Here is a 25,117-nt window from a genome sequence, read left to right as displayed (position 1 = left end):
CTGTTTCGCCTCAATCGGCGCTTGCGTCGGGGTTCAGGCGCAGGACACTCAGGTTCAGCGCAGCCGCGACCGACACCCATGCAAGGTATGGCACGAAGAGCAGGCCGGCGATCTGGTCGACCTGCCAATGCGTCACCATTGCGCCAAGCACGGCGAGCCACAGGAAGATAATGATGATCAGCGCGGCGCGCATCCGGCGCAAGCCAAAGAACACCGGCGTCCAGAGCGTGTTGAACGCGATCTGCATGGCCCAGAATACCAGCGGCAAGGCGGCGCCTTCGATCCCGGCGACGCGCGCCCCAGCCACGGACATGCACAGGTAAAGCGTCGTCCACGTCACCGGAAACATCCATTTCGGCGGGTTCCAGGACGGCTTGTTCAGACCGTCATACCACTTGCCCGGATCGAACATCGCGCCGGTTGTCGCGGCGGCCCCGCAACTGACCAGGAACAGGCTGAAATAGACCCAGAACATCGCTATCGCGCCTCTTCCCGTGTCTTGAGCGTGGCAAAGGTCGCGTACAGCGTATCGCTCCAGTCCGGCGCGCGGGTTCCGGGATCGGCGGTGGCATCGACGAGGAACGCGACCTCGGGCAACGGGCGCGCATAGATCACGGGCGACCGGGGCCATGCCAGCGACAGGCCGGTCTGCCAGATCGACAGGCCCAGAAGCCCCAGCTTGGTCCCCTTGGATGTCACCGCGCGGCGCGTGACGCTGTCATGGTCTGCCTTGCGGATGCGCGGACCGATGGCGGCATAGATGTGCCGCGCGGCGTAAATCCCTGTTCGCGCCTCGACCGGCAGGGACGGAACACCCGCTTCGGCCCTTGTATAGAGCCTGTCTGCCTCTCTCAGCAGGCGGTGCACCATGGCGCGGATCGCGCGGGATGGCTCGGGGCTGGCGAGGAACGCGTCAGGGTCGATCCATGCCTCCTCGAACCAGTCGAGCGGTAGGTAAAGCCGCCCTTCGCGTGCGTCTTCGCCCACGTCGCGGGCGATGTTGGTCAGCTGCATCGCGACACCCAGATCGCAGGCCCGTGCCAGCGCGTCGCGGTCGCGCACGCGCATCAGCACGCACATCATCGCCCCCACCGCCGCCGCCACCCGCGCGGAATAGCTGCGCACGTCCGACAGCGTCTGGTAGCGGCGTTCAAGCGCGTCCCAGGCCAGTCCTTCCAGCAAGGCCTCGGGCAAGGCGCGGGGCATTTCGAACTGTTCGACAATCGCGGCAAAGGCGCGGTCCGGCGCGGCGTTGCGCGGACGCCCGTCATAGACACGTTCCAACCGGTCCTTGAGATCCGTCACGGCAGCGGTCTTTGCATCGCCTAGGTCGACCTCGTCATCGGCAAGGCGGCAGAAGGCGTAGAGCGCAAGCGCCGGGTCACGCACGCGCGCCGGCAAAAGCCGCGACGCGGTGTAGAAGGACAGCGACCCGTGGCGGATCGCTTCGCGGCAATGGGCAAGGTCGGCAGTGTCGATCATGCGCGCACCCATGCGTCAGCGGGCGGAACAAGCTGCGCCATCACGTCGGCGCTGGCGATCACGCCCGGCAGCCCGGCACCCGGATGCGTGCCCGCCCCGGACAGGTACAGCCCTTCGACCTCTTCGCTGATGTTGTGCGGCCGGAACCATGCGCTTTGGAAGATGCGCGGCTCCATCGAAAAGCCCGCACCCAGCGGCGACAGGTACCGGTCGCGGAACGTGTCTGGCGTGAACACAAGCGAACTGCTCAGATGCTCACCCAGCCCCGGCAATAGGCTCTGTTCCAGCATGTTTTGCACCTTTTCGCGGTACTTTTCGCCGATCTCGGCCCAGTCCGCCGCGTCATGGCCCAGATGCGGGACGGGGCTGAGGGCATAAAAGGTGTCGTCACCCTCGGGCGCTGCGGTCGGGTCGGTCACCGTGGGCCGGTGGACATAAAGGCTCATGTCATCCGCCAGCTTGCCCCGGATGAAGATGTCGTTCACCAGACCCTTGTAGCGCGGGCCGTTCAGGATCGTGTGGTGGCCCACATCGGCCCATTTCCCCCGCGTCCCGCGCGTTCCGAAATACCAGACGAACAGGCCCATCGACCACCGCGACTGCGCCACGCGCCTGTCGGTCCAGCGGCGGCGCACGTGGTGGCGCAGGAGGTGGGTATAGGTGTGGCCCGCATCCGCGTTCGACACGACCAGATCGGCGGTGATCACGTCGCCGCCCGTCAGCTTCACACCGCAGGCGCGCTTGTCGCGGATCAGGATTTCGTCCACCTCGGCCCCCTGCCGCACGATGCCGCCCTGATCCTGCACCACGCCCGCCATGGCCTGCGCGATCGCCGCAACGCCGCCCATCGCGCAATGCACGCCGAACTCCTTTTCGAGATGGCTGACGAGGATATACATCGAGGTCACGTTGAACGGGTCACCCCCAATGAAGAGCGGGTGGAACGACAGCGCCATGCGCAGGCGCGGGTCGCGGATGCGCGACGCCGCATGGGCATAAACCGACCGGTCCGCGCGCAGCATCCCGAAAGTCGGCAGCACCTTGATCAGGTCCCACAGGCGGTGCATCGGGCGCTTGCCCAGATCCTCGAACCCGAACTCGTATCGCCGCGCGCTGTCACGCAGGAAGCGGTCATAACCGGGCAGGTCGTCGGGCGACAGGCGCGCCACCTCGGCCCGCATGCCTTCGTCCGACTGGGTCGCATTGAAATGCGATCCGTCCGGCCAGCGGATCTGGTAGAACGGGTCAAGCGCGCGCAGGTCGACATCGTCATCGAAAGACCGGCCGCAAGCCTCCCACAAGTCGCGGAACACTTGCGGCACCGTCACGATGGTCGGACCCAGATCGAACCGGTGGCCGTCCTGCCAGATGGCCGACCCGCGCCCGCCGGGCACGTCCAGCCGATCCAGCACCGTCACGCGGTACCCCTTGGCCCCCAACCGCATGGCCGAGGCAAGGCCGCCCAGCCCCGCACCGATCACGACGGCATGGGGCGCAAAGGCGCGCGCCGCGTGCTGGTGAAAGCCCGGATCGACTCGTGTCATCATGCGAGCAGCCTAAGGCTGTCTACTTTGATTTACAATTAGTGTTTGCCGCGATCAGTATGTCACTCTAGACTGACAGTTGGAACAAAGTGGAAGGATGCTCCCATCCAAACGGTCACGCTCACGCTCTACCGTTTCGACACCTGGCGCGCCCGTGCCTGGGCGCTGGGCATGATGGGGCTTGGCCGCATCCTGCTTCCCCGCGTCCCCGATATCGGGTTCTGGAAACTGTGCGGCGCGGGCAAGGGAGAGGGGTTTACCCCGACCGCGAACATGGCAACCGTTGCGATCCTTGCGACATGGCCCGACCACGCCACCGCGCAATTCGGCACCCAGCATTCCGCTTCCTTCCAGCGATACGCCCGCAAGGCCGACGAAAGCTGGACAGTGTACCTGTCCGCAACGCGCAGTTCGGGCGCATGGGCGGGCCAGGCGCCTTTCGAGGTCTCGACCCAGACGTCCGATGGCCCCCTTGCCGCGTTGACCCGCGCCACGATCAAACCCGGCATCGCCGCGCAGTTCTGGCGGCGCGTTCCGGATATCAGCCGGATGATCGGGTCGGACCCGAACGTGGCCTTCAAGATCGGGATCGGCGAAGTGCCCCTGCTGCACCAGGTCACGTTCTCGATCTGGCCGGATGCGCAGGCCATGGCGGCCTTTGCCCGGCAGGACGGGCCGCATGCGCGCGCCATCCGCGCGGTGCGCGCAGGCAAGTGGTTCCGCGAGGAATTGTACGCCCGGTTCGCCATCCTTGGCGATCACGGGACATGGGGCGGGTCCAGCCCGCTCGACCGGTTGGAGGCAGCATGATGCGCCACGTCTTCCCCTTTTCCGCGATCGTCGGCCAGGAGGCCATGAAGCGCGCGATGATCCTCACCGCCATCGACCCGACCATCGGAGGTGTCCTCGTCTTCGGGGACCGTGGCACCGGCAAATCCACTGCCGTCCGCGCGCTTGCTGCGCTTCTGCCTCCCATCGACGTGATCGCCGGATGCCCCGTCAACTCGGATCAGGCCGAGGATGTGCCGGAATGGGTCCAAAACGCGGGAACAGAGACGCATGCCGTCCCAACGCCTGTCGTTGATCTGCCCCTTGGCGTCAGCCAGGACCGGGTCACCGGCGCGCTGGATATCGAACGGGCGCTGACCCGTGGCGAGAAGGCGTTTGAACCGGGTCTGCTTGCACAGGCGAACCGCGGTTACCTTTATATCGACGAGGTCAACCTGCTAGAGGACCACATTGTCGATCTTCTGCTGGACGTCGCGCAATCGGGCGAGAATGTCGTCGAACGTGACGGCCTGTCGATCCGCCATCCCGCGCGTTTCGTGCTGGTCGGATCCGGCAACCCGGAAGAAGGTGACCTGCGTCCCCAGCTTCTGGACCGGTTCGGGCTGTCGGTCGAGGTGACCTCACCCACGAACATGGCGGAACGTGTCGAAGTCATCCGCCGCCGCGACGCGTTCGACCGTGATCCAGCCGGGTTTACAAATGACTGGCACACAGCCGATGCGATCGTGCGCGACCGGATCGTGAAGGCACGCGAGACCATCGCCTCTTACGACGTGGGCGACGATGTGCTCGAAACCTGCGCGCGTCTGTGCATCGCACTCGGATCCGACGGCCTGCGAGGTGAATTGACGCTGCTGCGCGCGGCGCGAGCGCTGGCGGCCTTTGAAGGCGCCAGCGAGGTTGCGCATCACCATGTGACGGTCGTGGCCCCGATTGCCCTGTCGCACCGCCTGCGCCGCGATCCCCTGGACGATGCCGGGTCATCCTCCCGCGTGGAACGGGTGCTGGCTGACGTGATGGCATGACCGGCGCAAGCACCTGCTGGTCTGACACCGTCGTCGCGCTTGGCGCGTTGAACCGCGCACCCGGATTGCACGGTCTTGTTCTGAAAATGCGGCCCGGCCCGGTGTACGACGCGGCGATGCAGGCCGTTGCCGATACGTTTCCGAAGACAACACGCTGGACACCATCGATGCCGGCGGCCGCGCTGACGGGCGGCATCGACCCGGTGGCAACGCTTGCCGCCGGGCGCGCGGTGCACAGGCGGGGCCTGTTGCAGCAGGAGGCCCCGTTGATCGTCGCATCGGCCGAACGGCTTGAACCGCAAACGGCGGCGATCATCGCGCAGGCGATGGACGACGGTGGCGCGCCTCCCCTCATCCTAATCGACGAATCGGCAGAGGCCGAGGAGAGCCCGCCGCTCTTCCTGACCGACCGCGTCGCGTTCTTGTGCGACCTGACCGGCCTGTCGATGCGGGAGATCGGGGAAACGACTCCGGACAGTCCGGCAACGGCAGTTGTGGAAGATCCCGAAGCCACGCTTGCCCTGATCGCGGCAAGGCTTGGCATACCCGGCGTACGTCCGGTGCTTCTTGCCCTTGGTGCGGCGCGTGCCCTTGCCGATGGGGATGAGGTGACGGAAGCCGATGTCGCGCAGGCGGCGGCGCTGGTTCTGGCACCGCGCGCCCTGACCTTGCCCGAAGAGATGGACGAGGACTCGCCGGCAGAGGAGACGCCCAAGCAGGAAGAATGCGCCAACGATGGTGACACGGGCGGCAGCCGCCCGCTTGATGACATGGTGATCGACGCCGTGCGCGCGCGCTTGCCAGACGGGCTGTTGGACACTCCACCCACCCTCGGCAAGGCCGGGCGCGGGTTTTCGGGGTCGGGCGCGAAACGGCGTGGCAACCGCCGGGGCCGCCCCCTGCCCGCGAAGGCAGGAGCGCCGGACGGACATGCCCGGCTTGACCTGGTTGCAACCTTGCGCGCCGCGATCCCTTGGCAAACCCTGCGCCACCGGGCCGCTCCGGACCGGACCGGCGTGATCCTGCGCCCATCGGACCTGCATGTGCAGCGGATGGAAGAGCGTGCGGACCGGGTCCTTGTCTTTACCGTCGATGCGTCGGGGTCGTCCGCGATGGCGCGGCTGGGAGAGGTGAAGGGCGCAATCGAACTGGTGCTGGCACGCGCCTATGCGCGGCGCGATCACGTGGCGCTGGTGGCGTTCCGCAAGGAACAGGCCGACACGATCCTGCCGCCAACCCGGTCGCTGGTGCAGGCGAAACGCCAGCTTGCCGCGCTGCCCGGCGGGGGCGGCACGCCGCTGGCCACGGGGATGGAGGCCGGCCTGCGGCAGGCATTGCACGCGCGCAGCCGCGGGATGACGCCCCAGATGATCCTGCTGACGGACGGGCGCGGCAATATCGCCATCGACGGTACCGCCAACCGAACCAAGGCGAGCGAGGATGCGCAACAGGTGGCCCGGCACCTTGCCGCGTCGCGAATCGACACGCTGGTGATCGACACCGGCGCGCGTCCGCAAGCCCCGCTCGCGGAACTGGCGCGGAACATGCATGCCACCTACGTCCCGCTGCCCCGCGCGCAGGCCAGCCAGATTTCGGACGTTGTCGCGGACGCGCTGTAATGCACTGGCCGCGAGACCTTGAAGGATGGCCGCATCGCGAGGCCTCCACCCGCATCGCGGGACCGGTGCATCGCTGGCACGTTCAGGCCAGTTGTTCGCCGGACACCGAAAAACGGGACATCCTTTTGCTGCATGGAGCGGGGGCAAGCACCCATTCGTGGCGGCACCTGTTCACGCTTTTGTCTGACCGCTTTCGCGTCAAAACGCTCGACCTGCCGGGGCACGGGTTCACAACGCTCGGCGCGCGTCACAGGTCCGGCCTGACCGCGATGGCGGAGGACGTGACATCCTTGTGCACCGCGCAGGAATGGCGGCCCGCCACGATCATCGGGCATTCCGCCGGGGCGGCGGTCGCCTTGGAAGCGGCGCGGCGCGGGCCATTGCGAGGCGTGCCGGTGATCGGGCTGAACGCCGCGCTGGGCGCGTTTCCCGGTCTGGCCGGAGTGCTTTTCCCGATGCTTGCACAGGTTCTCGCCGCCGCGCCGCTGGTCCCTCGCCTCGTGGCCCGGCAAGTCGGGCAGGCGCGGCAGATCGCGCGGCTGATCGAAAGCACCGGCAGCACGCTCGATCCCGAAGGTCTGGAACTCTACCGCCATCTCGCCGCCGATCCGGATCATGTGTCGGGCACGCTTCAGATGATGGCGCAATGGGACCTCGACCCATTGCTGGAAAGCCTTGGCGAACATCCGTCCGACGTCACGCTGTTCGCAACCGAAGGCGACCGGTCGGTGCCCGCCATCACCTCGGTCGAGGCGGCGAAACGCCTCCGGCAAGGGCAGGCGATCCTGCATCCCGAGCTTGGGCATCTTGCCCACGAGGAAGACGCCGAACGCGTCTTGGGCTGGATTCTGCCGTACCTGCCTGACTGATTTGCCCAAAAAAGCAGCAAAATGATGCATGGCAGGCAGCGTTCCCGCGCATTCTTCGCGACTTTTTCGCGTGTGCAGCATTCCTGCACCAACACAACCCGGCCCATTCAATTCTCGGGCAATGGTTGAAGCGTGCAACCGATGCACCGTTGCGAAGCGATTTTCGGGCCTCAAGATATCGTAACCACCTGACCAAAAACGCATATTCCTGATTGAATGGGGACATGCCCTGTTCGGTACGATTCAAAGAGGGCGCGAATGGCGGGTAACTCCCCGTTCTCCCGGCAGGAATCTGCCGAGATGCCGCCAGAAAATTAGTCGTTTGCCGTGACCGAAGAAGAAGTGTAGAACCGGGCTGTGGAGTTTTTCTGCACATCAAGTCTGGAGAGCAATATGAAAAAGTTTTCGATTGCTGCTGCTATCGCTGCTGTGGCTGCCGTTCCGGCCGCCGCTCAGCAAGCATCGACCGATCCGTTCGTTGCTACGCAAGGCATCGCTGACCCGCTGTACATCGCACTGGGCATCGCGTTCCTCGCAATCGCAGTTGCAGCTTCTTCGGGCACCGACTAAGTCGGACGCCCTTTGAGTCATTGAAGGCGGCGGCCCCCTCGGGGGTCGCCGTTTTCTGTTTTCGGCAGTTTTTAACTGTAAATCTGCAGGCCGGTGGTCAGACCTGATGTTTGCGGTACCAGTCCACGAACCGCGTTACGCCGGTTTTCAGATCGGTCCGGGGCAGCGGCCCCACAAGATCCGTCAGCAAGGTCGTGTCCGCCCAGGTCGCCGGAACGTCCCCCGGCTGGATCGGCATCATGTTCCTCGTGATGGGTGTGCCCAGCGCGTCCTCGATCGCCTGAACGAAGTCCAGCAGGTTCACCGGCGCGCCGTTTCCGATGTTCACAACCCGCCATGGGGCAACGGGCGAGAGCGAATCAGCATCGCCAACCGGCGAGCCCACGACAGGCGTCACGTCAATCAGCCGCAGGATTCCTTCGACAAGGTCATCGACATAGGTGAAGTCGCGCATCATGTCGCCGTTGTTGTAAACGTCGATCGCCTGACCCTGCATCGCGGCCTTCACGAACTTGAACAGCGCCATGTCCGGGCGGCCCCACGGCCCGTAGACGGTGAAGAACCGGAACATCGTGGTCGGCAGGCCATAAAGGTGGGCATAGGAATGGGCCATCGCTTCGGTCGCGCGCTTGGTCGCAGCGTAGAACGACATCTGGTGATCGGCCTGCATCGTTTCGCGATACGGCATCTCGGTATTCGCACCATAGGCGGAACTGGTCGACGCCAGCAGCAAGTGGCGCGGCGGATGCGCGCGCGCCGCTTCGATCACTTCGAACGTACCGCACAGGTTCGACTGGACGTAGGACCGCGGCGATTCGATCGAGTACCGAACACCAGCCTGCGCCGCGAGGTGGATGACCGTGTCGGGCGTATACTCGGACATGACATCCAGGATGACGCCCGGTTCTTCGAGCGCGGCGATGACAGGAATGAACCCGTCATGCGCTTCCAGTTGGGCGAGGCGCGCGTCTTTCAGGGCCGGATCGTAGTAGGACGACATGTTGTCGAGCCCGATGACGCGCCACCCGTCGGCCAAGAGCCGTGAAGACAGGTGAAATCCGATGAAGCCGGCGGCTCCGGTCACCAGTGCGGTGCGCGTCATGTGAAATGCTCCACAACTTCAATAGGATCAGTTTAACCTGCACCCAAGAGAATAAGAAAGGACAAACACACGCCAAGCGCGATCCCGCCCAAGGCCCACAGCAGACCGACCCTCAATCGCATGCGCGACGGCGCTTCCGGTTGCGGATTTGCCTGCCTGACAAGCACGTCCTGCATCAGTTCCGGCAGTCGCGGGCCGAACCGGGACAGGACCAGCGCCGTCTTTGCTAGATCCCGCACAAGCGCGGCGGGACCGATGGACCTGCGGATATAGGTTTCCACGATGGGCTGCGCGACCTGCCAGATGTTCATATGCGGGTCGAGAGACCGCGCGACCCCTTCGACCACCACCATGGTGCGCTGCAGCAGGATCAGTTCGGTCCGCGTTTCCATGCCGAATCGCTCGGTCACCTCGAACAGGTAGGACAGCAGGCGGCCCATGCTGATTTTCGTGGCATCCATTCCAAAAATCGGCTCACCGACAGCTCGCAGGGCGCGCGCGAATTCGTCCACGTCCTTGTCGGCGGGCACGTATCCGGCCTCGAAATGGACCTCGGCGACGCGTTTGTAATCCTTGCGGATGAACCCGAACAGGATCTCGGCATAGACGCGGCGGGTGTATTCATCGATATGGCCCATGATCCCGAAATCGTAGGCGATGATGTCCCCGTTCGGCGCGACCTTCAGGTTGCCCTGGTGCATATCCGCGTGGAAATAGCCGTCGCGCAGCGCGTGGTTGAGGAACAACTGCAGGACCCGCGCGGCCAGGTCGCGCCGGTCATGGCCCGCCGCATCGATCGCGTCGTTGTCGCCCATCGGCACGCCTTCGGCCCAGCCCAGCGTCATCACGCGCCGACCCGAATAGGGCCAGATGATCTTGGGCAACTGGAAGCCCTTGTCATTGGCAGTGTTCGCCGCGAACTCACTTGCCGCCGAGGATTCAAGCCGGAGGTCCAGTTCCCCCTGCACGACGCCGTCGAAATGCTCGATCACGTCCATCGGGCGCAGGCGGCGCGCCTGCGGTGCGGCGATCTCGATGATCCGCGCGGCAAGATAGAAGGCGTCCACATCCTTGCGGAACGCCCGTTCGATCCCCGGCCGAAGCACCTTGACGGCCACCGTCTCACCCGTGTCCCGCAGCCGCGCCTTGTGCACCTGCGCGATGGAGGCCGCGGCAACCGGTTCGGACAATTCGGAAAAAACGGTGTCGGCATCGACCTCCAATTCGCGCGCGATCGCCTTCTTGGCTTCGCCGATAGAAAAGGGCGGCAGCTTGTCCTGCAGCACGCGCAATTGCTGGGCCAGTTCCGCACCCACCACGTCGGGCCGCGTCGACAGAACCTGACCGAACTTGATATAGGCCGGGCCCAGCGCCGTCAGCGCGCGGGTCGCGGGCGGCATCGACGGATCGCCGCGATAGCCCAGCCACTGGAACGGCCAGCCCAGCACCCAGGCCACGGCCCGCAACGGGCGCGGCGCATCGAAGGCATCAAGTACGACGTTCATCGCACCCGTCCGTACCAGCGTCGCGCCGGTGCGGATCAGCCGGACGATATTGTGTGGGCCGCGCATCTAGCGAGGCCGCCCATCAGGGCGGATGAGCAGCACCTTCACAGTTTCCACCCCGAATGCAGGCAGGCGATCCCCATGGACAGGTTGCGGTATCGCGCCTGTTCGAACCCCGCGTCGCGCACCATGCCAAGGAAAGTCTCCTGGTCGGGAAACTTGCGGATCGACTCGACGAGGTACTGGTAACTGTCGCGGTCGTTCGCGATCACCTGCCCCATGGCAGGGATCACGTTGTAACTGTACCGGTCATAGGCCCATTGCATCAGATCGTTCGGGATCTGGCTGAATTCCAGGACCATCAACCGCCCGCCGGGCCGCAACACGCGAAATGCCTCGTTCAAGGCCTCCTGCGGCCGGGTGACGTTCCGGATGCCGAAGCTGATCGTGTAGACGTCGAAACTGTTGTCCGGAAACGGCAGGGCCATCGCATCACCGACCACCCAATCGAGGCTGTCGGCCAACCGCTCGGCCTCGGCCCGGTTGCGGCCTTCGATCAGCATCGGCTCGGTCAGGTCGAGAACCGTCGCATTCCCATGCCCCGCCCGTTTCAGAAAGCGAAACGCGATGTCACCGGTGCCACCCGCCACGTCAAGCAGCCGCTGCCCGGCGCGGGGCGCCAGCCAGTCCATCATCGCGTCTTTCCAAAGCCGGTGGATGCCCACCGACATCACGTCGTTCATGATGTCGTATTTCGAGGCGACCGACCCGAACACACCCTGAACCAGCCCGGCCTTGTCCTCTTCGCGCACCGTCAGGTTGCCGAAATGCGTGGTCTGGTCGTCGTTCATCGGTATCTTCCGTCCGTGGCAAAGCCGCTGTGACCCCTGACACAAATGTGGGCGCGAGACAAATCGTCAAATTCCCACGTTGTCGCAGGGCTTCGGGCGGCGCTTGTGTCCCGGCACGGGCGATGCTCAAGTGCAGCGTCTGCCGAGGGAGCACGCGATGCCCGAATTGCCCGAAGTCGAAACCGTCCGCCGCGGGCTTGCGCTGGTGATGGATGGCGGGCGGATCGACCGGGTCGAGGTGCGTCGCCCGGACCTGCGCTGGCCCTTTCCCGAACGCATGGCCGAACGGCTGACCGGCCAACCCGTGCTTGGCCTGCGGCGGCGGTCGAAATACATCCTTGTCGACCTTGGTTCGGGCGAGACGCTTCTGGTGCATCTGGGCATGTCGGGCCGGATGACCATATCGGGCGATCCGCTGGGGCGCTTCGTGCACGACCATCCGCTGCGCGAAACGCACGATCACGTGCAGATCGACATGCAGAGCGGCGCGCGCATCACCTTCAACGACCCGCGCCGGTTCGGCGCGATGGATCTTTTCCCGTCCGACGACGCGGACCGGCATCCGCTGCTGGCCAAGCTGGGTCCCGAACCTCTGGGCAACGCGTTTGACGAAACGGTGCTGAAGACCGCGTTGAAAAACCGCAACACGCCAGTGAAATCCGCGCTTCTGGATCAGCGGATCGTGGCGGGGCTGGGCAACATCTATGTCTGCGAGGCGCTGTTCCGGGCGGGAATTTCGCCGTCGCGCAAAGCCGGTCGCATCGCCGGCGATCGCGTGGCCGCGCTGGTTCCGATCATCCGCGACGTGTTGACCGAGGCGATCGACGCCGGCGGCTCCTCCTTGCGCGATTACCGCCAAGCCGATGGAGAGCTTGGATATTTCCAGCACAAATTCGATGTCTACGGACGCGAGGGCGCGCCGTGCCGCCGCGACGGTTGCGACGGAACGGTTCGCCGAATCACGCAGGCCGGACGCTCAACTTTCTATTGCGCGCAATGCCAAAGATAACTTGGCGGGGTGACACATGGCTGTTAGGTGTGGCGCCTTGAGGTAACAACCGAGAGCCCGCTCATGGCCTACGAGACGATCACCGTCGAGATCGAAGACCATATCTGCACCCTGACCCTCAACAGACCGGACGCCCTGAACGCCCTGAACACGCAACTTCTGGGCGAGATGATCGAGGCGTTGAAGGATGCAGACCGCAACGACAAGGTGCGCTGCATCATCCTGACGGGGTCCACCAAGGCCTTTGCCGCGGGTGCCGATATCGAGGAGATGTCGCACAAGACCTTCGTCGAGGTGCACAGCGAGAACCTGTTCGCCGATTTCCACGACGATTTCGTGCGAATCCGCAAACCCGTCATCGCGGCGGTCGCGGGATACGCTCTGGGCGGTGGGTGCGAGCTGGCCATGATGTGCGATTTCATCATCGCCGCCGACACCGCGAAATTCGGCCAGCCCGAAATCAACCTTGGCGTTGTCGCCGGGATCGGCGGCTCGCAGCGCCTGACCCACGCGGTGGGCAAGGCGAAGTCGATGGACATGCACCTGACGGGCCGCTTCATGGATGCCGAGGAGGCCGAACGCTCGGGCCTCGTCAGTCGCGTGGTCCCCGCCAAGAAGCTGATGGAAGTCGCCCGTGGCGCGGCTGAGAAGATCGCCGCGAAGTCGACGATGACGGCGCGGGTGGTCAAGGAGTGCGTCAACCGCAGCGTGGAGATCGGCCTGACCGAAGGCGTTCTGTTCGAACGCCGCGCCTTCCATTCCTTGTTCGCGACCGAGGACCAGACCGAAGGCATGAACGCCTTTGTCGAAAAGCGCGAAGCGCAGTTCCGCGACAAGTAACGCAAACCGTTTGCATCATGCGGCCCGTTCGGGTAGTGCGGCGCATCACATGCGCGTGCTGCCCGCTTTGGCAAGAAGGTTCCTCCTCTGATCACGGGTGGGCATTGCGCGCTTTTTGCACTGACCCACGACCCGGAAAGAGGGACACGACACATGGCAAATTCGCCCCAGGCCAAGAAACGCGCCCGCCAGAACGAAGCACGCTTCGCCGTGAACAAGGCGCGCCGCTCGCGCATCCGTACCTTCCTGCGCAAGGTTGAAGAAGCAATCGCATCCGGCGACAAATCCGCGGCCGAAGCGGCCCTGCGCGCCGCCCAGCCCGAGCTGATGCGCGGCGTCACCAAGGGTGTGTATCATAAAAACACCGCATCGCGGAAAGTGTCGCGGCTGGCCTCCCGCATCAAGCAACTCGGTTAACCCGAATCGAAATTTTTTTCGCGATCGGCGTCTCCCTGTGGAGACGCCGATTTTTTGTTTGTGTCGCAAAAATTTCACGTCGTTTTTACATTTGTCTGAACCGGGATTCGGTCGCCTACTCTTCAAGTCAAGAGCAAAGGTTTGTTGAACCGAGCGCAGGCGAATTGGTAATCCTACCGGTGCGACTCGCGTCGCGTTGGGGGGACTTGATGGTCCTTGGAATGATCGCTGCTGCTAAGTGATTGTGAGAGTATGGCAAGCGGGTGTGGGAGCCCGGCGTACCGGCATCGTTCCGACCATGGTCTGCATACGTCCAAAAGGACACTGTAGGAATGTCGAGGCTGTGCGGCGTGCCTGATCGGGCGCCGACACAAACCGGTTCGGCGTGTCGCGAGCATAGTGGGAAACTCCGTGCAGGTGCCGCGTTAAGGGCGCCGCGCGTGACAGGCAGAGAGATGGCGATGACGCGAGATCAATGGGGGGCTTTGCAGAATACGCTGCAAGAGACCGTGGGCAGAAACAATTACGTGAACTGGATCAAGCCGCTGGAATATTCGGGCGTCGACGATGGCGTCGCGCGGTTTCTCGTTCCCACGACCTTCCTTGGCAATTACGTCTCGCAGAATTTCGGTGACCTGATCCTGTACCAGATGTCGGCCCGTGGCGCCGATGTCCGCCGGATCGAGTTCGCGGTGCCCACCACCCCGATTGCCGAACCGAAGGCCGCGCCGGCCGCCCGCCCCGTTCCTGCCAAGACAACCCAAAGGTCCGACGCCATGCTTTCCGCCCCGCTTGATGAACGCTTCACCTTCGACAGCTTCATCGTGGGCAAACCGAACGAGCTGGCCCACGCCGCGTCCCAGCGCGTCGCCGAAGGTGGTGCCGTCACCTTCAACCCGCTGTTCCTGTATGGTGGCGTGGGCCTCGGCAAGACGCACCTGATGCACGCCATCGCCTGGAAGCTGAAGACCGACCGTCCCGACCTGAACGTGCTGTACCTGTCAGCGGAACAGTTCATGTACCGCTTCGTGCAGGCGCTGCGCGACAAGAAGATGATGGACTTCAAGGAACTGTTCCGGTCGGTCGATGTGCTGATGGTCGACGACGTGCAATTCATCGCCGGCAAGGACAGCACGCAGGAAGAGTTCTTTCACACGTTCAACGCACTGGTGGACCAGAACAAGCAGATCATCATCTCGGCCGACCGCGCGCCGGGCGAGATCAAGGACATGGAAAACCGGATCAAGTCGCGCCTGCAATCCGGCCTGATCGTCGACCTGCACCCGACCGATTACGAATTGCGCCTTGGCATCCTGCAGTCGAAGGTCCTGAAGCAGCAGGCCAGCTATCCCGACCTCGAAATGGACGACGGCGTGCTCGAATTCCTCGCGCACCGCATCACGTCGAACGTCCGCGTGCTCGAAGGCGCGTTGACCCGGCTCTTTGCCTTCGCCTCGCTCGTCGGCAAGCCGATCAACATGGAACTGACGCAGGATTGCCTTGCCGACGTGATCCGCGCATCCGAGCGCAAGATCACGGTCGAGGAGATCCAGCGCAAGGTGGCCGAGCATTACAACATCCGCCTCAGCGACATGATTGGTCCCAAGCGCCTGCGCGCCTTCGCCCGGCCCCGGCAGGTGGCGATGTGGCTGTGCAAGAAGCTGACCACGCGCAGCCTGCCCGAAATCGGTCGCCGGTTTGGCGGGCGCGACCACACCACCGTCATGCACGGTGTCAAACGGATCGAGGAGTTGCGCCTTGCCGATCCGCATATCGCCGAAGACATCGAAATCCTGCGCCGGTCCCTCGAAGGGTAGCGCGGCGGACTCACTCGGGCCTTAAACAGGGCGCGTCAGGGTTGCACACCTTGACGCGCTTTTGCTTTGTGCCGACAACCGCCAATAACGCACTTGAGCGGGCGGCTGTTTGGTCTAAAGTCGCGGTCCGGCACGTGGAGGGATGGCGCATGAAGGTCAGCATCGAACGGGGCACATTGCTGAAGGCGGTGAGCCAGGCGCAGTCCGTGGTTGAACGGCGCAACACCATCCCGATCCTTGCCAACGTGCTGATCGAGGCCGCCGATGACAAGGCGCAGTTCCGCGCCACAGATCTGGATATCGAGGTGGTCGACCAGGCGCCTGCACAGGTCGAACGCTCGGGCGCGACGACGGTGAACGCGGTCACCTTGCACGAGATCGTGCGCAAGCTGCCCGACGGCGCGCTTGTCACCCTGACGGAAGAGCCGGGATCGGGTCGCCTGACGGTTGAGGCGGGCCGGTCCAACTTCCAGCTTGCCACGCTGCCGCGCGAGGATTTCCCGGTCATGCCGGCCTCGGATTATGCCGCGAACTTCTCGGCCAAGTCGGACGTTCTGCGCCGCCTGTTCGACAAGTCGAAATTCGCGATCTCGACCGAAGAGACGCGGTATTACCTGAACGGCGTCTACATGCATGTCGCTGAGGGCGAAGGCGGGCAGACCCTGCGTTGCGTCGCGACGGACGGCCACCGCCTGGCCCGGATCGACGCGGACCTGCCCCAGGGCGCGGAAACGATGCCCGGCGTGATCGTTCCCCGGAAGACAGTGGGCGAGTTGCGCAAGCTGCTGGACGATGACGACACGCCCATCGCCGTGTCGGTGAGCGAGACCAAGGTCCGCTTCGCGACCGAGGACATCACGCTCACCTCCAAGGTCATCGACGGCACCTTCCCCGACTATTCGCGCGTCATTCCCTCGGGCAACACGCGCAAGATGGAAGTGGATGCCAAGGAATTCGCCAGCGCGGTCGACCGGGTGGCCACCGTGTCGTCGGAACGCTCGCGCGCGGTGAAGATGCAACTGGACGAGGATCGCCTGATCCTGTCGGTCAACGCGCCCGACAGCGGCGCTGCCGAGGAAGAGCTGGGCGTGGCCTATGGCGACGACAAGCTCGAGATCGGGTTCAACGCGAAATACCTTCTGGAAATCGCGAGCCAGGTGGACCGTGAGAACGCCGTGTTCCTGTTCAACTCGGCGGGTGATCCGACCCTGATGCGGGAAGGCAACGACACTTCGGCGATCTACGTCGTGATGCCGATGCGCGTGTGACGCGCCAGCCGTCGATTTCGACCCTGACACGCCGTTTCCGCGCATGAGCCTGCATGTCGCGTCCCTGACCCTGTCGCATTTCCGGTCGCACCGCGTGGCCCGCCTGCGGCTTGATGCGCGGCCCGTCGCGATCCACGGAGCGAACGGATCGGGGAAGACAAACCTGATCGAGGCGATTTCCCTTCTTTCGGCCGGGCGCGGCCTGCGCCGGGCCGCCGCCGCCGACATGACCCGCCGCCCCGAGGCGCTGGGCTGGAAACTGACCGCCGAAGTCATCCGCGATGGCGAGACGATCGAGGTCAAAACCTGGTCTGATGCTGGCGCGGCGCGGCAGGTGCGGATCGACAGCAAGGCCGCCTCGCAGCTTGACCTCGCCGAACGCATCCGCGTGCTGTGGCTGATCCCCGCGATGGACCGGCTGTGGATCGAAGGAGCCGAGGGGCGGCGCAGGTTCCTTGACCGCGCCGCGATGAGCCTCTTTCCCGACCACGCGACCGCGACGCTGGCCTATGAAAAGGCAATGCGGGAACGCAACCGCCTGCTGAAGGAACAGGTGCGCGACGCGCACTGGTACCGGGCGCTGGAACGCCAGATGGCCGAAAGCGGCGCTGCCGTGCATAGCCACCGCATGGCGACGCTCGACGCGCTGCGCACCGCGCAACAGGATGCCACCACCGCCTTCCCTGCGGCCGAACTGAGCCTTGAACCAATCGAGGGCGATCTGCCGGAAACCGCCGAAGACCTCGCCGACGCGCTGGAAGAGAGCCGCTTTCGCGATCTCGCAGCCGGGCGCACGCTGGTCGGCCCCCACCGCGCGGATCTGAGCGGGCGATACGCGGCCAAGGACGTACCCGCCCGCGATTGTTCGACCGGGGAGCAGAAGGCGCTTCTTTTGTCCCTGATCCTGTCGAACGCGCGTGCGCTCAAGGCGCGGATCGGCACGCCGCCGCTCTTGCTGCTGGACGAGGTCGCTGCCCATCTCGACGCGAACCGCCGCGCCGCGCTTTACGACGAGGTCTGCGCGCTGGGTGCGCAGGCATGGATGACCGGGACGGGCCCCGACCTGTTCGAGGACCTCGGCGACCGCGCCCAGCGCCTGCTCGTCGAAGACGAAGACGGCGTCAGCACGGTGACCGTGGAATGACGCTGTCGGCGGGAGACATGGCGCTCTATGTCGGGGCACTTCTGATCCTCTTCTTCACCCCCGGACCGGTCTGGGTTGGACTGATCGCACGCAGCCTGTCCGGCGGGTTCCGTGCCGCCGTGCCGCTGGCGCTGGGGGTCGTGGTGGGCGACGTGCTGTGGCCCTTCCTCGCGATCCTTGGCGTGACATGGGTCGCCAGCATGTTCGACGGGGTGATGACGGTCCTGCGCTGGGTCGCGGCGGGGCTGTTTTTCTGGATGGGCTGGCAGTTGATCCGTACATCGGACCGCCCCATCGTGACCGACAGCCGCCTGACGCGCCCCGGCTGGTGGGCGGGGTTCGCGGCGGGTGTTGCGCTGATCCTCGGCAATCCCAAGGCGATCCTGTTCTACATGGGCGTCCTTCCGGGGTTCTTCGACCTCACGCGGGTCACGTGGCAAGACATCGCCGCCATCGTCGCCGCGTCGATCTTCGTCCCGTTATTCGGCAACCTGACGATGGCGTTCTTCATCGGCCGCGCCCGCGCACTGATTGCATCGCCCGAAGGGTTGAAGCGTCTGAACATCGTGTCAGGGCTGATGCTGCTCGCTGTGGGCTGCCTGATTCCCTTCACCTGAGGCGGGGTCGGCTGACGAGCAGCCGACCTACATCTCTGCCCGCAAGTAGGTCGGCTGCTCGCCAGCCGACCCCCTTCACAAAATACAGCGCATCCGCGTGACAACCCCCTCTATACCTTGTATAAATCGCCGGAATAAGAACGAGAGGGCATCCATGTCCGACGCCGAGCAAGACAATGCCGAATACGGCGCAGAATCCATCAAGGTTCTCAAAGGGTTGGAAGCAGTCCGGAAGCGTCCGGGCATGTATATCGGGGATACCGATGACGGCTCTGGCCTGCACCACATGGTGTACGAGGTGGTGGACAATGGCATTGACGAAGCGTTAGCCGGACACGCCGACTTCGTGCGCGTGAAAATCCACGCCGACAACAGCGTGTCCGTGCGCGACAACGGCCGCGGAATCCCGGTCGATATCCACGAGGAAGAGGGCGTTTCGGCGGCCGAGGTCATCATGACCCAGCTGCATGCCGGCGGTAAATTCGACAGCAACTCCTACAAGGTCTCGGGCGGTCTGCACGGCGTCGGCGTATCGGTCGTGAACGCGCTGTCCGTCTGGCTGGAACTGCGCGTCTGGCGCGATGGCAAGGAGCATTACGCCAAGTTCGAACATGGCGAGACGTCCGAGCATCTGCGCGTCGTCGGTGACGCCAATGGCGAGAAAGGGACCGAGGTTCGGTTCCTCGCCTCAACCGGCACGTTTTCAAACCTCGACTACTCGTTCGAAACGCTGGAAAAGCGCCTGCGCGAGCTGGCCTTCCTCAATTCCGGCGTGCGCATCATCCTCGAAGACGAACGGCCCGCCGAACCGCTGCATTCGGAACTGTTCTACGAAGGCGGCGTGAAGGAGTTCGTCAAGTACCTCGACCGGTCCAAGACACCCGTGATGGCCGAACCGATCCACGTGGTCGGCGACCGGGACGATATCGGGGTCGAGGTCGCGATGTGGTGGAACGACAGCTACCACGAAACCGTCCTGCCCTTTACCAACAATATCCCGCAGCGCGATGGCGGCACGCACATGGCGGGCTTTCGCGGTGCGCTGACGCGGGTCATCCAGAAATACGCGCAGGAAAGCGGCATCGCCAAGAAGGAGAAGGTGAATTTCACCGGCGACGACGCGCGCGAGGGGCTGACCTGCGTGCTGTCCGTGAAAGTGCCCGATCCCAAGTTCTCGTCCCAGACGAAGGACAAGCTGGTCTCGTCCGAAGTCAGGCCCGCCGTCGAAGGCCTGATGAACGAGAAACTGACCGAATGGTTCGAGGAAAACCCGAACGAGGCCAAGATGATCGTCGGCAAGATCATCGAGGCGGCGCTGGCCCGCGAAGCCGCCCGCAAGGCCCGCGAACTGACCCGGCGCAAGACGGCGATGGATGTGAACTTCCTCGCAGGCAAGCTCAAGGATTGTTCCGAGAAAGACCCGTCCAAGACCGAGCTGTTCCTTGTCGAGGGTGACAGCGCCGGGGGCTCCGCCCAGACGGGCCGCGACCGGCTGACACAGGCGGTGCTGCCCCTGCGCGGCAAGATCCTGAACGTGGAACGCGCGCGGTTCGACCGGATGCTGTCGAGCCAGGAGATCGGCAACCTCGTCATGGCGCTGGGCACCGGCATCGGGCGCGACGAGTTCAACATCGAAAAGCTGCGCTACCACAAGATCGTCATCATGACGGATGCCGACGTGGACGGTGCGCATATTCGCACGCTGCTGTTGACGTTCTTCTATCGCCAGATGCCCGAACTGATCGAAGGCGGGTACCTCTACATCGCGCAACCGCCGCTTTACAAAGTGCAGCGAGGCAAGTCCGAGGTCTATTTGAAGGACCAGACCGCGCTGGAAGACTACCTGATCCAGCAAGGCACCGACGGCGCGATGCTGCGGCAGGGCAATGGCGAGGAAATCACCGGGCAGGACCTTGTCCGCGTGGTCGAGGAGGCGCGGCAGCTCAAGCGCGTGCTCGACGCGTTCCCGACGCATTATCCCCGCCACATTCTGGAGCAGGCCGCCATTGCCGGGGCTTTCGTGCCGGGCGCCGTGGATAGCGACCTGCAAGGCGTGGCCGACCGGGTCGCCCAGCGCCTCGACATGATTGCGCTGGAATACGAACGCGGCTGGATGGGCCGGATCACGCAGGACAAGGGCATCCGCCTTGCCCGCATCCTGCGCGGGGTCGAGGAAGTGCGCACGCTGGACGGCCCAATGCTGCGGTCGGGCGAGGCGCGCAAGACCGGCTCCTTCACGCAAAGCCTTCAGGATGTCTACGCCACCCCCGCGACGCTGCACCGCAAGGACCGCGCGCAGGAAATCCACGGGCCGCTGACCCTGCTGGATGCGATCCTTGAAGAGGGTGAAAAGGGCAACCAGCTGCAACGCTACAAGGGTCTGGGGGAGATGAACCCCGACCAGCTGTGGGAAACCACGCTGGACCCGGATGCGCGCACGCTGCTGCAGGTCCGGATCGAGGACATGGCCGAGGCGGACGACCTGTTCACCAAACTGATGGGCGACGTGGTGGAACCGCGCCGGGAGTTTATCCAAGCCAATGCGTTGAGCGTCGAGAATTTGGACTTTTAGCGCCCGAATCCCTCATTGAACGTTGACTCCGCAAGCGAGATTCCCAACACTTGGCATGAGGCCCATCGGCAGCCACAAAACCTTGCGTCACACTTTGGCGAGAAAGGAGGTGGAAGATGGCAAAAAGTTGTAAACCGGTCACAAGAACGGTTCGCGCGACGAAGAAGCCAGGACCGAAGATTGTTTCGGTGAAGCCGCATCGTCGTTCCAAGCCCAAAAAGGGCTGCTAATCCGCCAAGATTAAAGCGATACGCTGATGGGCCTCACCTTCAAATTAGTAGAATCCATTCTTAGGACTTCTGCAAACAAAAAAATTTCTCAACTCCGCGATGCTTAGGCACGACCAGCAAGAGACTGCCCAAAAACGTGCCGAATTTCCCACAGCGGGGAATCGCCGTATCCTGTGCGGATAGACTTGGTCAACGCGGTCGCTTACCGCTGATCCAACGGCGATTTTTGAGGGCGAGGCATTGACCATGGCAGATCACCCAGTTTGCAGGCGTGCCGGTTTCATTGGTCTGGTTGCGGCGTCGGCCCTTGCAGCGGCAAGTGCGGTTCAGGCGCAGTCACGGCCTGAGAGTTTCAACTTCTACGGTCTGCCCGGTCTGGTCGACATGCCGACCGCCAACATGGCGCCGGACGCGACCCTGTCGACGACCTTTGCCGGGTTCGGGGACCAGACCCGCACGACGCTCGCCTTCCAGATTACTCCGCGTATCCAGGCGGCGTTCCGGTATTCCTCCATCCGGCAATTGCCGATCCCCGGCGCGGTAAACGGCAACTTCTTCGACCGCAGCTTCGACATCCGCTACCAGGTCCTGAAAGAGGGCCGGTACTGGCCCAGCGTCGTGGTCGGCCTTCAGGACTTCATCGGGACGGGCCTTCTGGGCGGCGAATACATCGTGGCCACGAAAGAGGTCGTGCCCGGACTACAAGTCACCGGCGGGGTTGGCTGGGGCCGGTTCGGGACGGTCAATCCGTTCGCGACAACAGGCACACGCCCGACCGCCATCGACCCGCAAGGCGGCACCCTGACATCGGATCGCTGGTTCCGCGGCGATGTCGCGGGTTTCGGCGGCGTCAGCTACAGCCCGAATGACCGCCTGACCTTCAAGGTCGAATACTCGTCGGACAACTACAACCTCGAACGCACGAGCGGCCAGTTCCGCGGCACGTCGAACTGGAACTACGGGATCGATTACCGCCTGCGCAACGGCCACCAGTTGTCATTCTATTATGCCTATGGCGAGGAATTCGGCGCGCAACTGACGATCCACGCCAACCCACGCCGTGCCATCGTGCCGGGCGGGCGCGACCAGGCCCCGGTCCCGGTATCGCGCCGCGACCGGACCGTTGCCGCCGATCTTGGCTGGGTCACGCGGCCCGATCAGCGCGCGAACATCCGGCAGCAGATGATCACCGCGCTCAACACCGACGGGCTTGAATTCCAGGGCTTTGAATCGGACGGGCGCCGCGCCGTTTTGCGGATGCGCAACGGCACGTACAACACCACGCCACAAGCCGTTGGCCGCGCCGCGCGCATCATGAGCCGCGTCGTCCCACCATCGGTCGAGGAATTCGTGATCATCCCGGTGGTCAACGGCCTCGCCATTTCGGCGGTGACGCTGAAACGCTCGGACATCGAGGACCTTGAAAACAGCAAGGCCACGGCGATCCTTGCACGGGCCGAGTTCACCGACGCCTTCGGCAAGCTGCCGGCGCTGGATGACGACAACATCTATCCGAAATTCATCTGGTCGCTTGCGCCCTACCTGTCGCTGTCGGTGTTCGATCCCGACAGCCCGGTGCGCGCCGATCTGGGTGGTCGCCTGCAGGCGCGGTACGAATTTACGCCGAATTTCGTCCTGTCAGGGTCGGTTACCAAGCGCCTTGGCGGCAACCTGACGGACCTGCGCCCGTCCAACTCGGTGCTGCCGCGGGTGCGCACGAACTTCAACCGCTTCGCGGCCGAGGGCGATCCGGCGCTCGAACACCTGACGCTGACGGGCTATGCGCGCCTTGGGAAGAACCTGTATGGCCGCGCGACCGTCGGGTATCTTGAGCCGATGTATGCCGGTATCTCGGGCGAGGTGCTGTGGAAACCGGTCAACAGCCGCCTTGCGCTGGGGGCCGAGATCAACGCGGTCCGCCAACGCGAATACGCACAAGGGTTTGGGCTTCAGGACTGCGCGACGCTGAAGGCGAACGAGAACTTCTCTGATTGCACGATCATCACCGGGCACGCCTCGGCCTACTACTCGTTCGGCAACGGGTTCCACGGCCAGCTTGACGTGGGCCGCTACCTTGCCGGTGACTACGGCGCGACCCTGTCGATCGACCGCGAATTTGCCAATGGCTGGCGCGTGGGGGCCTATGCCACGATGACCGACGTCTCGGCCGCCGATTTCGGCGAGGGGTCGTTCGACAAGGGCATCCGCATCACCGTCCCGCTGGGCTGGGTGACGGGTACCGCGACGCGCCGTACCAACACGGTCGCCATCCAGTCGCTGACCCGCGACGGCGGCGCGCGCCTGAATGTCGATGGCCGGCTCTACGACCGCATCCGCGACTATCACCGACCGGACATGGAACGCAGCTGGGGAAGGTTCTGGAGATGAGTGGCATGACGCGCTGGCGCAATCTCTTCGCGGGCTTCGCCGCCCTGACCTTTGTCTCGGCCTGCGGAAACGCGCCGGACAGCCAATCGACCCGGTCGCTGCTGAAAAGCCTGTTCGAACTGTCGCGCACCGCACGCAGCGCCCCGCCACAGGCGACGCTGACGCCGCAGCAGATCGAACAGATCCTCGCCGCGACGCCGAATTCGGTGATGCTGTTCACCTCGGAAAAGACCAAGTCGCAGGCGCCGATCATCCAGATCGAACGCAACCTCGCCTACCGCACCTACGCCACCGGCGGGCGGCAGACGGTCACCATCAAGAACGGGTTCGTCACGGCCACACGCGGTTTGGGTGGCGACCTGATGTCGTCCGAGATTGACCAGTCGCTGGCGCTGGTGTCGCGCCGGTCCGCCGGACAGGCGACACGCGTGATGCGGTTCCTGACAGGTGATGACCAGACGTTCGAATACAATTTCGACTGCGTGATTTCGGTCCAGGGCGGTCAGGGTGGCCTGCAGGGCATGCGCGAGGATTGCCGCGATGGCGAGACCACGTTCATCAACACCTACGCCGTGGACCGCAACGGCCGCATCCGCGCGTCGCGCCAGTGGCTGGGCAATTTCACCGGTTACGTATCGCTCGCCTTGCTACGGGACTGACGCACCGACACGCCTTTGAAAACGCTCGCGAACATCAGCTGCCAGTCGTAGCAGAAGTTGCGGTTTTCGGCATAGATCATGTCGATCCGCGCCTTCGCGGGCAGGCACCGGCGGGCATAGACCTCTTCGGTCTCTTCCGGCGTCGTGCAGGGATCCAGCAGCTCTCCCTCTCGCTTGTGAAAGACGAGCGTCGCGAGCCCCGTGACGCCGGGCCGCGCGCGCAGGACCCGTTCGAAAAGGTCTGGCCGCATTTCGACATAGCGGCGCAATTCCGGGCGCGGCCCGACAAAGCTGATATCCCCTTTGAAGATGTTCCAAAGCTGCGGAAGCTCGTCCAGACGCTTGGCGCGCAACTTTCGGCCCGTCTCGGTGATGCGATGCGCCTTGTCGCCGCCTGACACGCCGGCATCCTTGTCATCCACGGTCATGGTGCGGAATTTCAGAAGCTGGAAGCCTTTCGTCGGTGTTTTCATCCGTTCCGACACGTACAGGATCGGGCGGCCATCGGTTTTCAGGATACGCCAGACGCACCACAGGATCAGCGGCGACAGGACGACCATCAGAACCAGCGACCCGACGACATCCAGAAGCCGTTTCAGGGGTGTCATCATGCGCCTGCTCCGCCTGCCGCCATCATCGCCTCGTGTAAGCGGGTGTTTGCCGCATCGAACCCGAAGGCATCCGTTTCGCCACCCATATGCCACGTTCGGGACTTGTCTGTCGCCGGTCGGCAACCGCAACTTGCCCAAATCGCCAAAGTGTGTCTATCAGTCTTGAAACGACAATAAAGGGGCCAAGAG

22 protein-coding genes are annotated in these 25,117 nt (G+C 64.1%); 15 read left to right on the top strand and 7 right to left on the bottom strand.

From position 1 onward, the window contains the following. Window positions 1-10: 10 nt before the first annotated feature. From tspO to ATO11_RS11105, 3 genes are read right to left on the bottom strand one after another with little or no spacing between them, the layout of a single operon-like run. Window positions 11-475, bottom strand: a complete 465-nt coding sequence (gene tspO, locus ATO11_RS11115; RefSeq protein WP_050530929.1) for a tryptophan-rich sensory protein TspO — start codon at window positions 473-475, stop codon at window positions 11-13. 2 nt (window positions 476-477) lie between these two features. Beyond that, a complete protein-coding gene (gene crtB, locus ATO11_RS11110; RefSeq protein WP_050531113.1) occupies window positions 478-1,482 on the bottom strand; it encodes a 15-cis-phytoene synthase in 1,005 nt (334 codons plus the stop codon). Then, window positions 1,479-3,029, bottom strand: a complete 1,551-nt coding sequence (locus ATO11_RS11105) for a phytoene desaturase (RefSeq protein ID WP_050530928.1) — start codon at window positions 3,027-3,029, stop codon at window positions 1,479-1,481. The genes crtB and ATO11_RS11105 overlap by 4 nt, the downstream gene beginning before the upstream one ends. A gap of 102 nt (window positions 3,030-3,131) precedes the next feature. On the opposite strand from ATO11_RS11105, the gene crtA reads away from it, so the two are divergent. The 5 genes from crtA (at window position 3,132) to ATO11_RS21810 (ending at window position 7,898) form a co-directional block, all read left to right on the top strand. Beyond that, window positions 3,132-3,836, top strand: a complete 705-nt coding sequence (gene crtA / locus ATO11_RS11100; protein WP_423212708.1) for a spheroidene monooxygenase — start codon at window positions 3,132-3,134, stop codon at window positions 3,834-3,836. Next, the gene (bchI, locus tag ATO11_RS11095) at window positions 3,836-4,840 is read left to right on the top strand and encodes a magnesium chelatase ATPase subunit I (protein ID WP_050531111.1); all 1,005 of its coding nucleotides are present in this window, start codon (window positions 3,836-3,838) and stop codon (window positions 4,838-4,840) included. The genes crtA and bchI overlap by 1 nt, the downstream gene beginning before the upstream one ends. Then, a complete protein-coding gene (locus tag ATO11_RS11090) occupies window positions 4,837-6,459 on the top strand; it encodes a VWA domain-containing protein (RefSeq protein ID WP_050530927.1) in 1,623 nt (540 codons plus the stop codon). The genes bchI and ATO11_RS11090 overlap by 4 nt, the downstream gene beginning before the upstream one ends. Further along, a complete protein-coding gene (gene bchO / locus ATO11_RS11085) occupies window positions 6,459-7,328 on the top strand; it encodes an alpha/beta fold hydrolase BchO (RefSeq protein ID WP_050530926.1) in 870 nt (289 codons plus the stop codon). The genes ATO11_RS11090 and bchO overlap by 1 nt, the downstream gene beginning before the upstream one ends. A 357-nt stretch (window positions 7,329-7,685) precedes the next feature. Beyond that, on the top strand, window positions 7,686-7,898 hold the full coding sequence (locus tag ATO11_RS21810; protein ID WP_134643100.1) for a hypothetical protein: 213 nt from the start codon (window positions 7,686-7,688) through the stop codon (window positions 7,896-7,898). 97 nt (window positions 7,899-7,995) lie between these two features. Here ATO11_RS21810 and ATO11_RS11080 read toward each other — a convergent pair whose 3' ends face one another. The 3 genes from ATO11_RS11080 to ubiE are packed head-to-tail and all read right to left on the bottom strand — an operon-like array spanning window position 7,996 to window position 11,356. After that, window positions 7,996-9,000, bottom strand: coding sequence for an NAD-dependent epimerase/dehydratase family protein (locus tag ATO11_RS11080; RefSeq protein ID WP_050530925.1), 1,005 nt, complete (start codon window positions 8,998-9,000; stop codon window positions 7,996-7,998). A gap of 32 nt (window positions 9,001-9,032) precedes the next feature. Beyond that, window positions 9,033-10,571 carry a 2-polyprenylphenol 6-hydroxylase gene (gene ubiB / locus ATO11_RS11075; protein WP_050530924.1) on the bottom strand — a complete coding sequence of 513 codons (1,539 nt, stop codon included), beginning with the start codon at window positions 10,569-10,571 and terminating at the stop codon, window positions 9,033-9,035. Window positions 10,572-10,609: 38 nt separating this feature from the next. Beyond that, window positions 10,610-11,356 carry a bifunctional demethylmenaquinone methyltransferase/2-methoxy-6-polyprenyl-1,4-benzoquinol methylase UbiE gene (ubiE, locus tag ATO11_RS11070; protein ID WP_050530923.1) on the bottom strand — a complete coding sequence of 249 codons (747 nt, stop codon included), beginning with the start codon at window positions 11,354-11,356 and terminating at the stop codon, window positions 10,610-10,612. 157 nt (window positions 11,357-11,513) lie between these two features. Here ubiE and mutM point away from each other — a divergent pair, with 157 nt between their 5' ends. The 10 genes from mutM to ATO11_RS11020 all read left to right on the top strand — a co-directional run bounded on the left by mutM (window position 11,514) and on the right by ATO11_RS11020 (window position 24,317). Continuing rightward, the gene (gene mutM, locus ATO11_RS11065; RefSeq protein WP_050530922.1) at window positions 11,514-12,365 is read left to right on the top strand and encodes a bifunctional DNA-formamidopyrimidine glycosylase/DNA-(apurinic or apyrimidinic site) lyase; all 852 of its coding nucleotides are present in this window, start codon (window positions 11,514-11,516) and stop codon (window positions 12,363-12,365) included. 63 nt (window positions 12,366-12,428) lie between these two features. After that, window positions 12,429-13,205 carry an enoyl-CoA hydratase-related protein gene (locus ATO11_RS11060; RefSeq protein ID WP_050530921.1) on the top strand — a complete coding sequence of 259 codons (777 nt, stop codon included), beginning with the start codon at window positions 12,429-12,431 and terminating at the stop codon, window positions 13,203-13,205. A gap of 153 nt (window positions 13,206-13,358) precedes the next feature. Continuing rightward, window positions 13,359-13,622, top strand: coding sequence for a 30S ribosomal protein S20 (gene rpsT, locus ATO11_RS11055; protein ID WP_050530920.1), 264 nt, complete (start codon window positions 13,359-13,361; stop codon window positions 13,620-13,622). A gap of 461 nt (window positions 13,623-14,083) precedes the next feature. Beyond that, on the top strand, window positions 14,084-15,439 hold the full coding sequence (gene dnaA, locus ATO11_RS11050; RefSeq protein WP_050531110.1) for a chromosomal replication initiator protein DnaA: 1,356 nt from the start codon (window positions 14,084-14,086) through the stop codon (window positions 15,437-15,439). Between the two features lie 149 nt (window positions 15,440-15,588). After that, window positions 15,589-16,707, top strand: a complete 1,119-nt coding sequence (gene dnaN / locus ATO11_RS11045; protein ID WP_050530919.1) for a DNA polymerase III subunit beta — start codon at window positions 15,589-15,591, stop codon at window positions 16,705-16,707. Window positions 16,708-16,750: 43 nt separating this feature from the next. Continuing rightward, window positions 16,751-17,851, top strand: a complete 1,101-nt coding sequence (gene recF, locus ATO11_RS11040) for a DNA replication/repair protein RecF (protein WP_050530918.1) — start codon at window positions 16,751-16,753, stop codon at window positions 17,849-17,851. After that, entirely contained in the window at window positions 17,848-18,468 is a 621-nt protein-coding gene (locus tag ATO11_RS11035; protein WP_050530917.1) for a LysE family translocator, read from the top strand. The genes recF and ATO11_RS11035 overlap by 4 nt, the downstream gene beginning before the upstream one ends. Before the next feature lie 154 nt (window positions 18,469-18,622). Next, a complete protein-coding gene (gene gyrB / locus ATO11_RS11030; protein ID WP_050530916.1) occupies window positions 18,623-21,040 on the top strand; it encodes a DNA topoisomerase (ATP-hydrolyzing) subunit B in 2,418 nt (805 codons plus the stop codon). A gap of 476 nt (window positions 21,041-21,516) precedes the next feature. Beyond that, a complete protein-coding gene (locus tag ATO11_RS11025) occupies window positions 21,517-23,658 on the top strand; it encodes a YjbH domain-containing protein (protein ID WP_050530915.1) in 2,142 nt (713 codons plus the stop codon). Then, complete coding sequence (locus ATO11_RS11020) at window positions 23,655-24,317, top strand: YjbF family lipoprotein (RefSeq protein WP_082176264.1); 663 nt, start codon at window positions 23,655-23,657, stop codon at window positions 24,315-24,317. The genes ATO11_RS11025 and ATO11_RS11020 overlap by 4 nt, the downstream gene beginning before the upstream one ends. Here the strand turns inward: ATO11_RS11020 and ATO11_RS11015 are convergent. Further along, window positions 24,287-24,925, bottom strand: a complete 639-nt coding sequence (locus ATO11_RS11015) for a sugar transferase (RefSeq protein WP_050531109.1) — start codon at window positions 24,923-24,925, stop codon at window positions 24,287-24,289. The two genes, ATO11_RS11020 and ATO11_RS11015, sit on opposite strands and share 31 nt — an antisense overlap. Window positions 24,926-25,117: the final 192 nt, after the last annotated feature.

Source organism: Pseudaestuariivita atlantica (assembly GCF_001205715.1).
Classification (GTDB): Bacteria; Pseudomonadota; Alphaproteobacteria; order Rhodobacterales; family Rhodobacteraceae; genus Pseudaestuariivita; species Pseudaestuariivita atlantica.
This window is presented reverse-complemented; position numbering and strand designations above follow the sequence as displayed.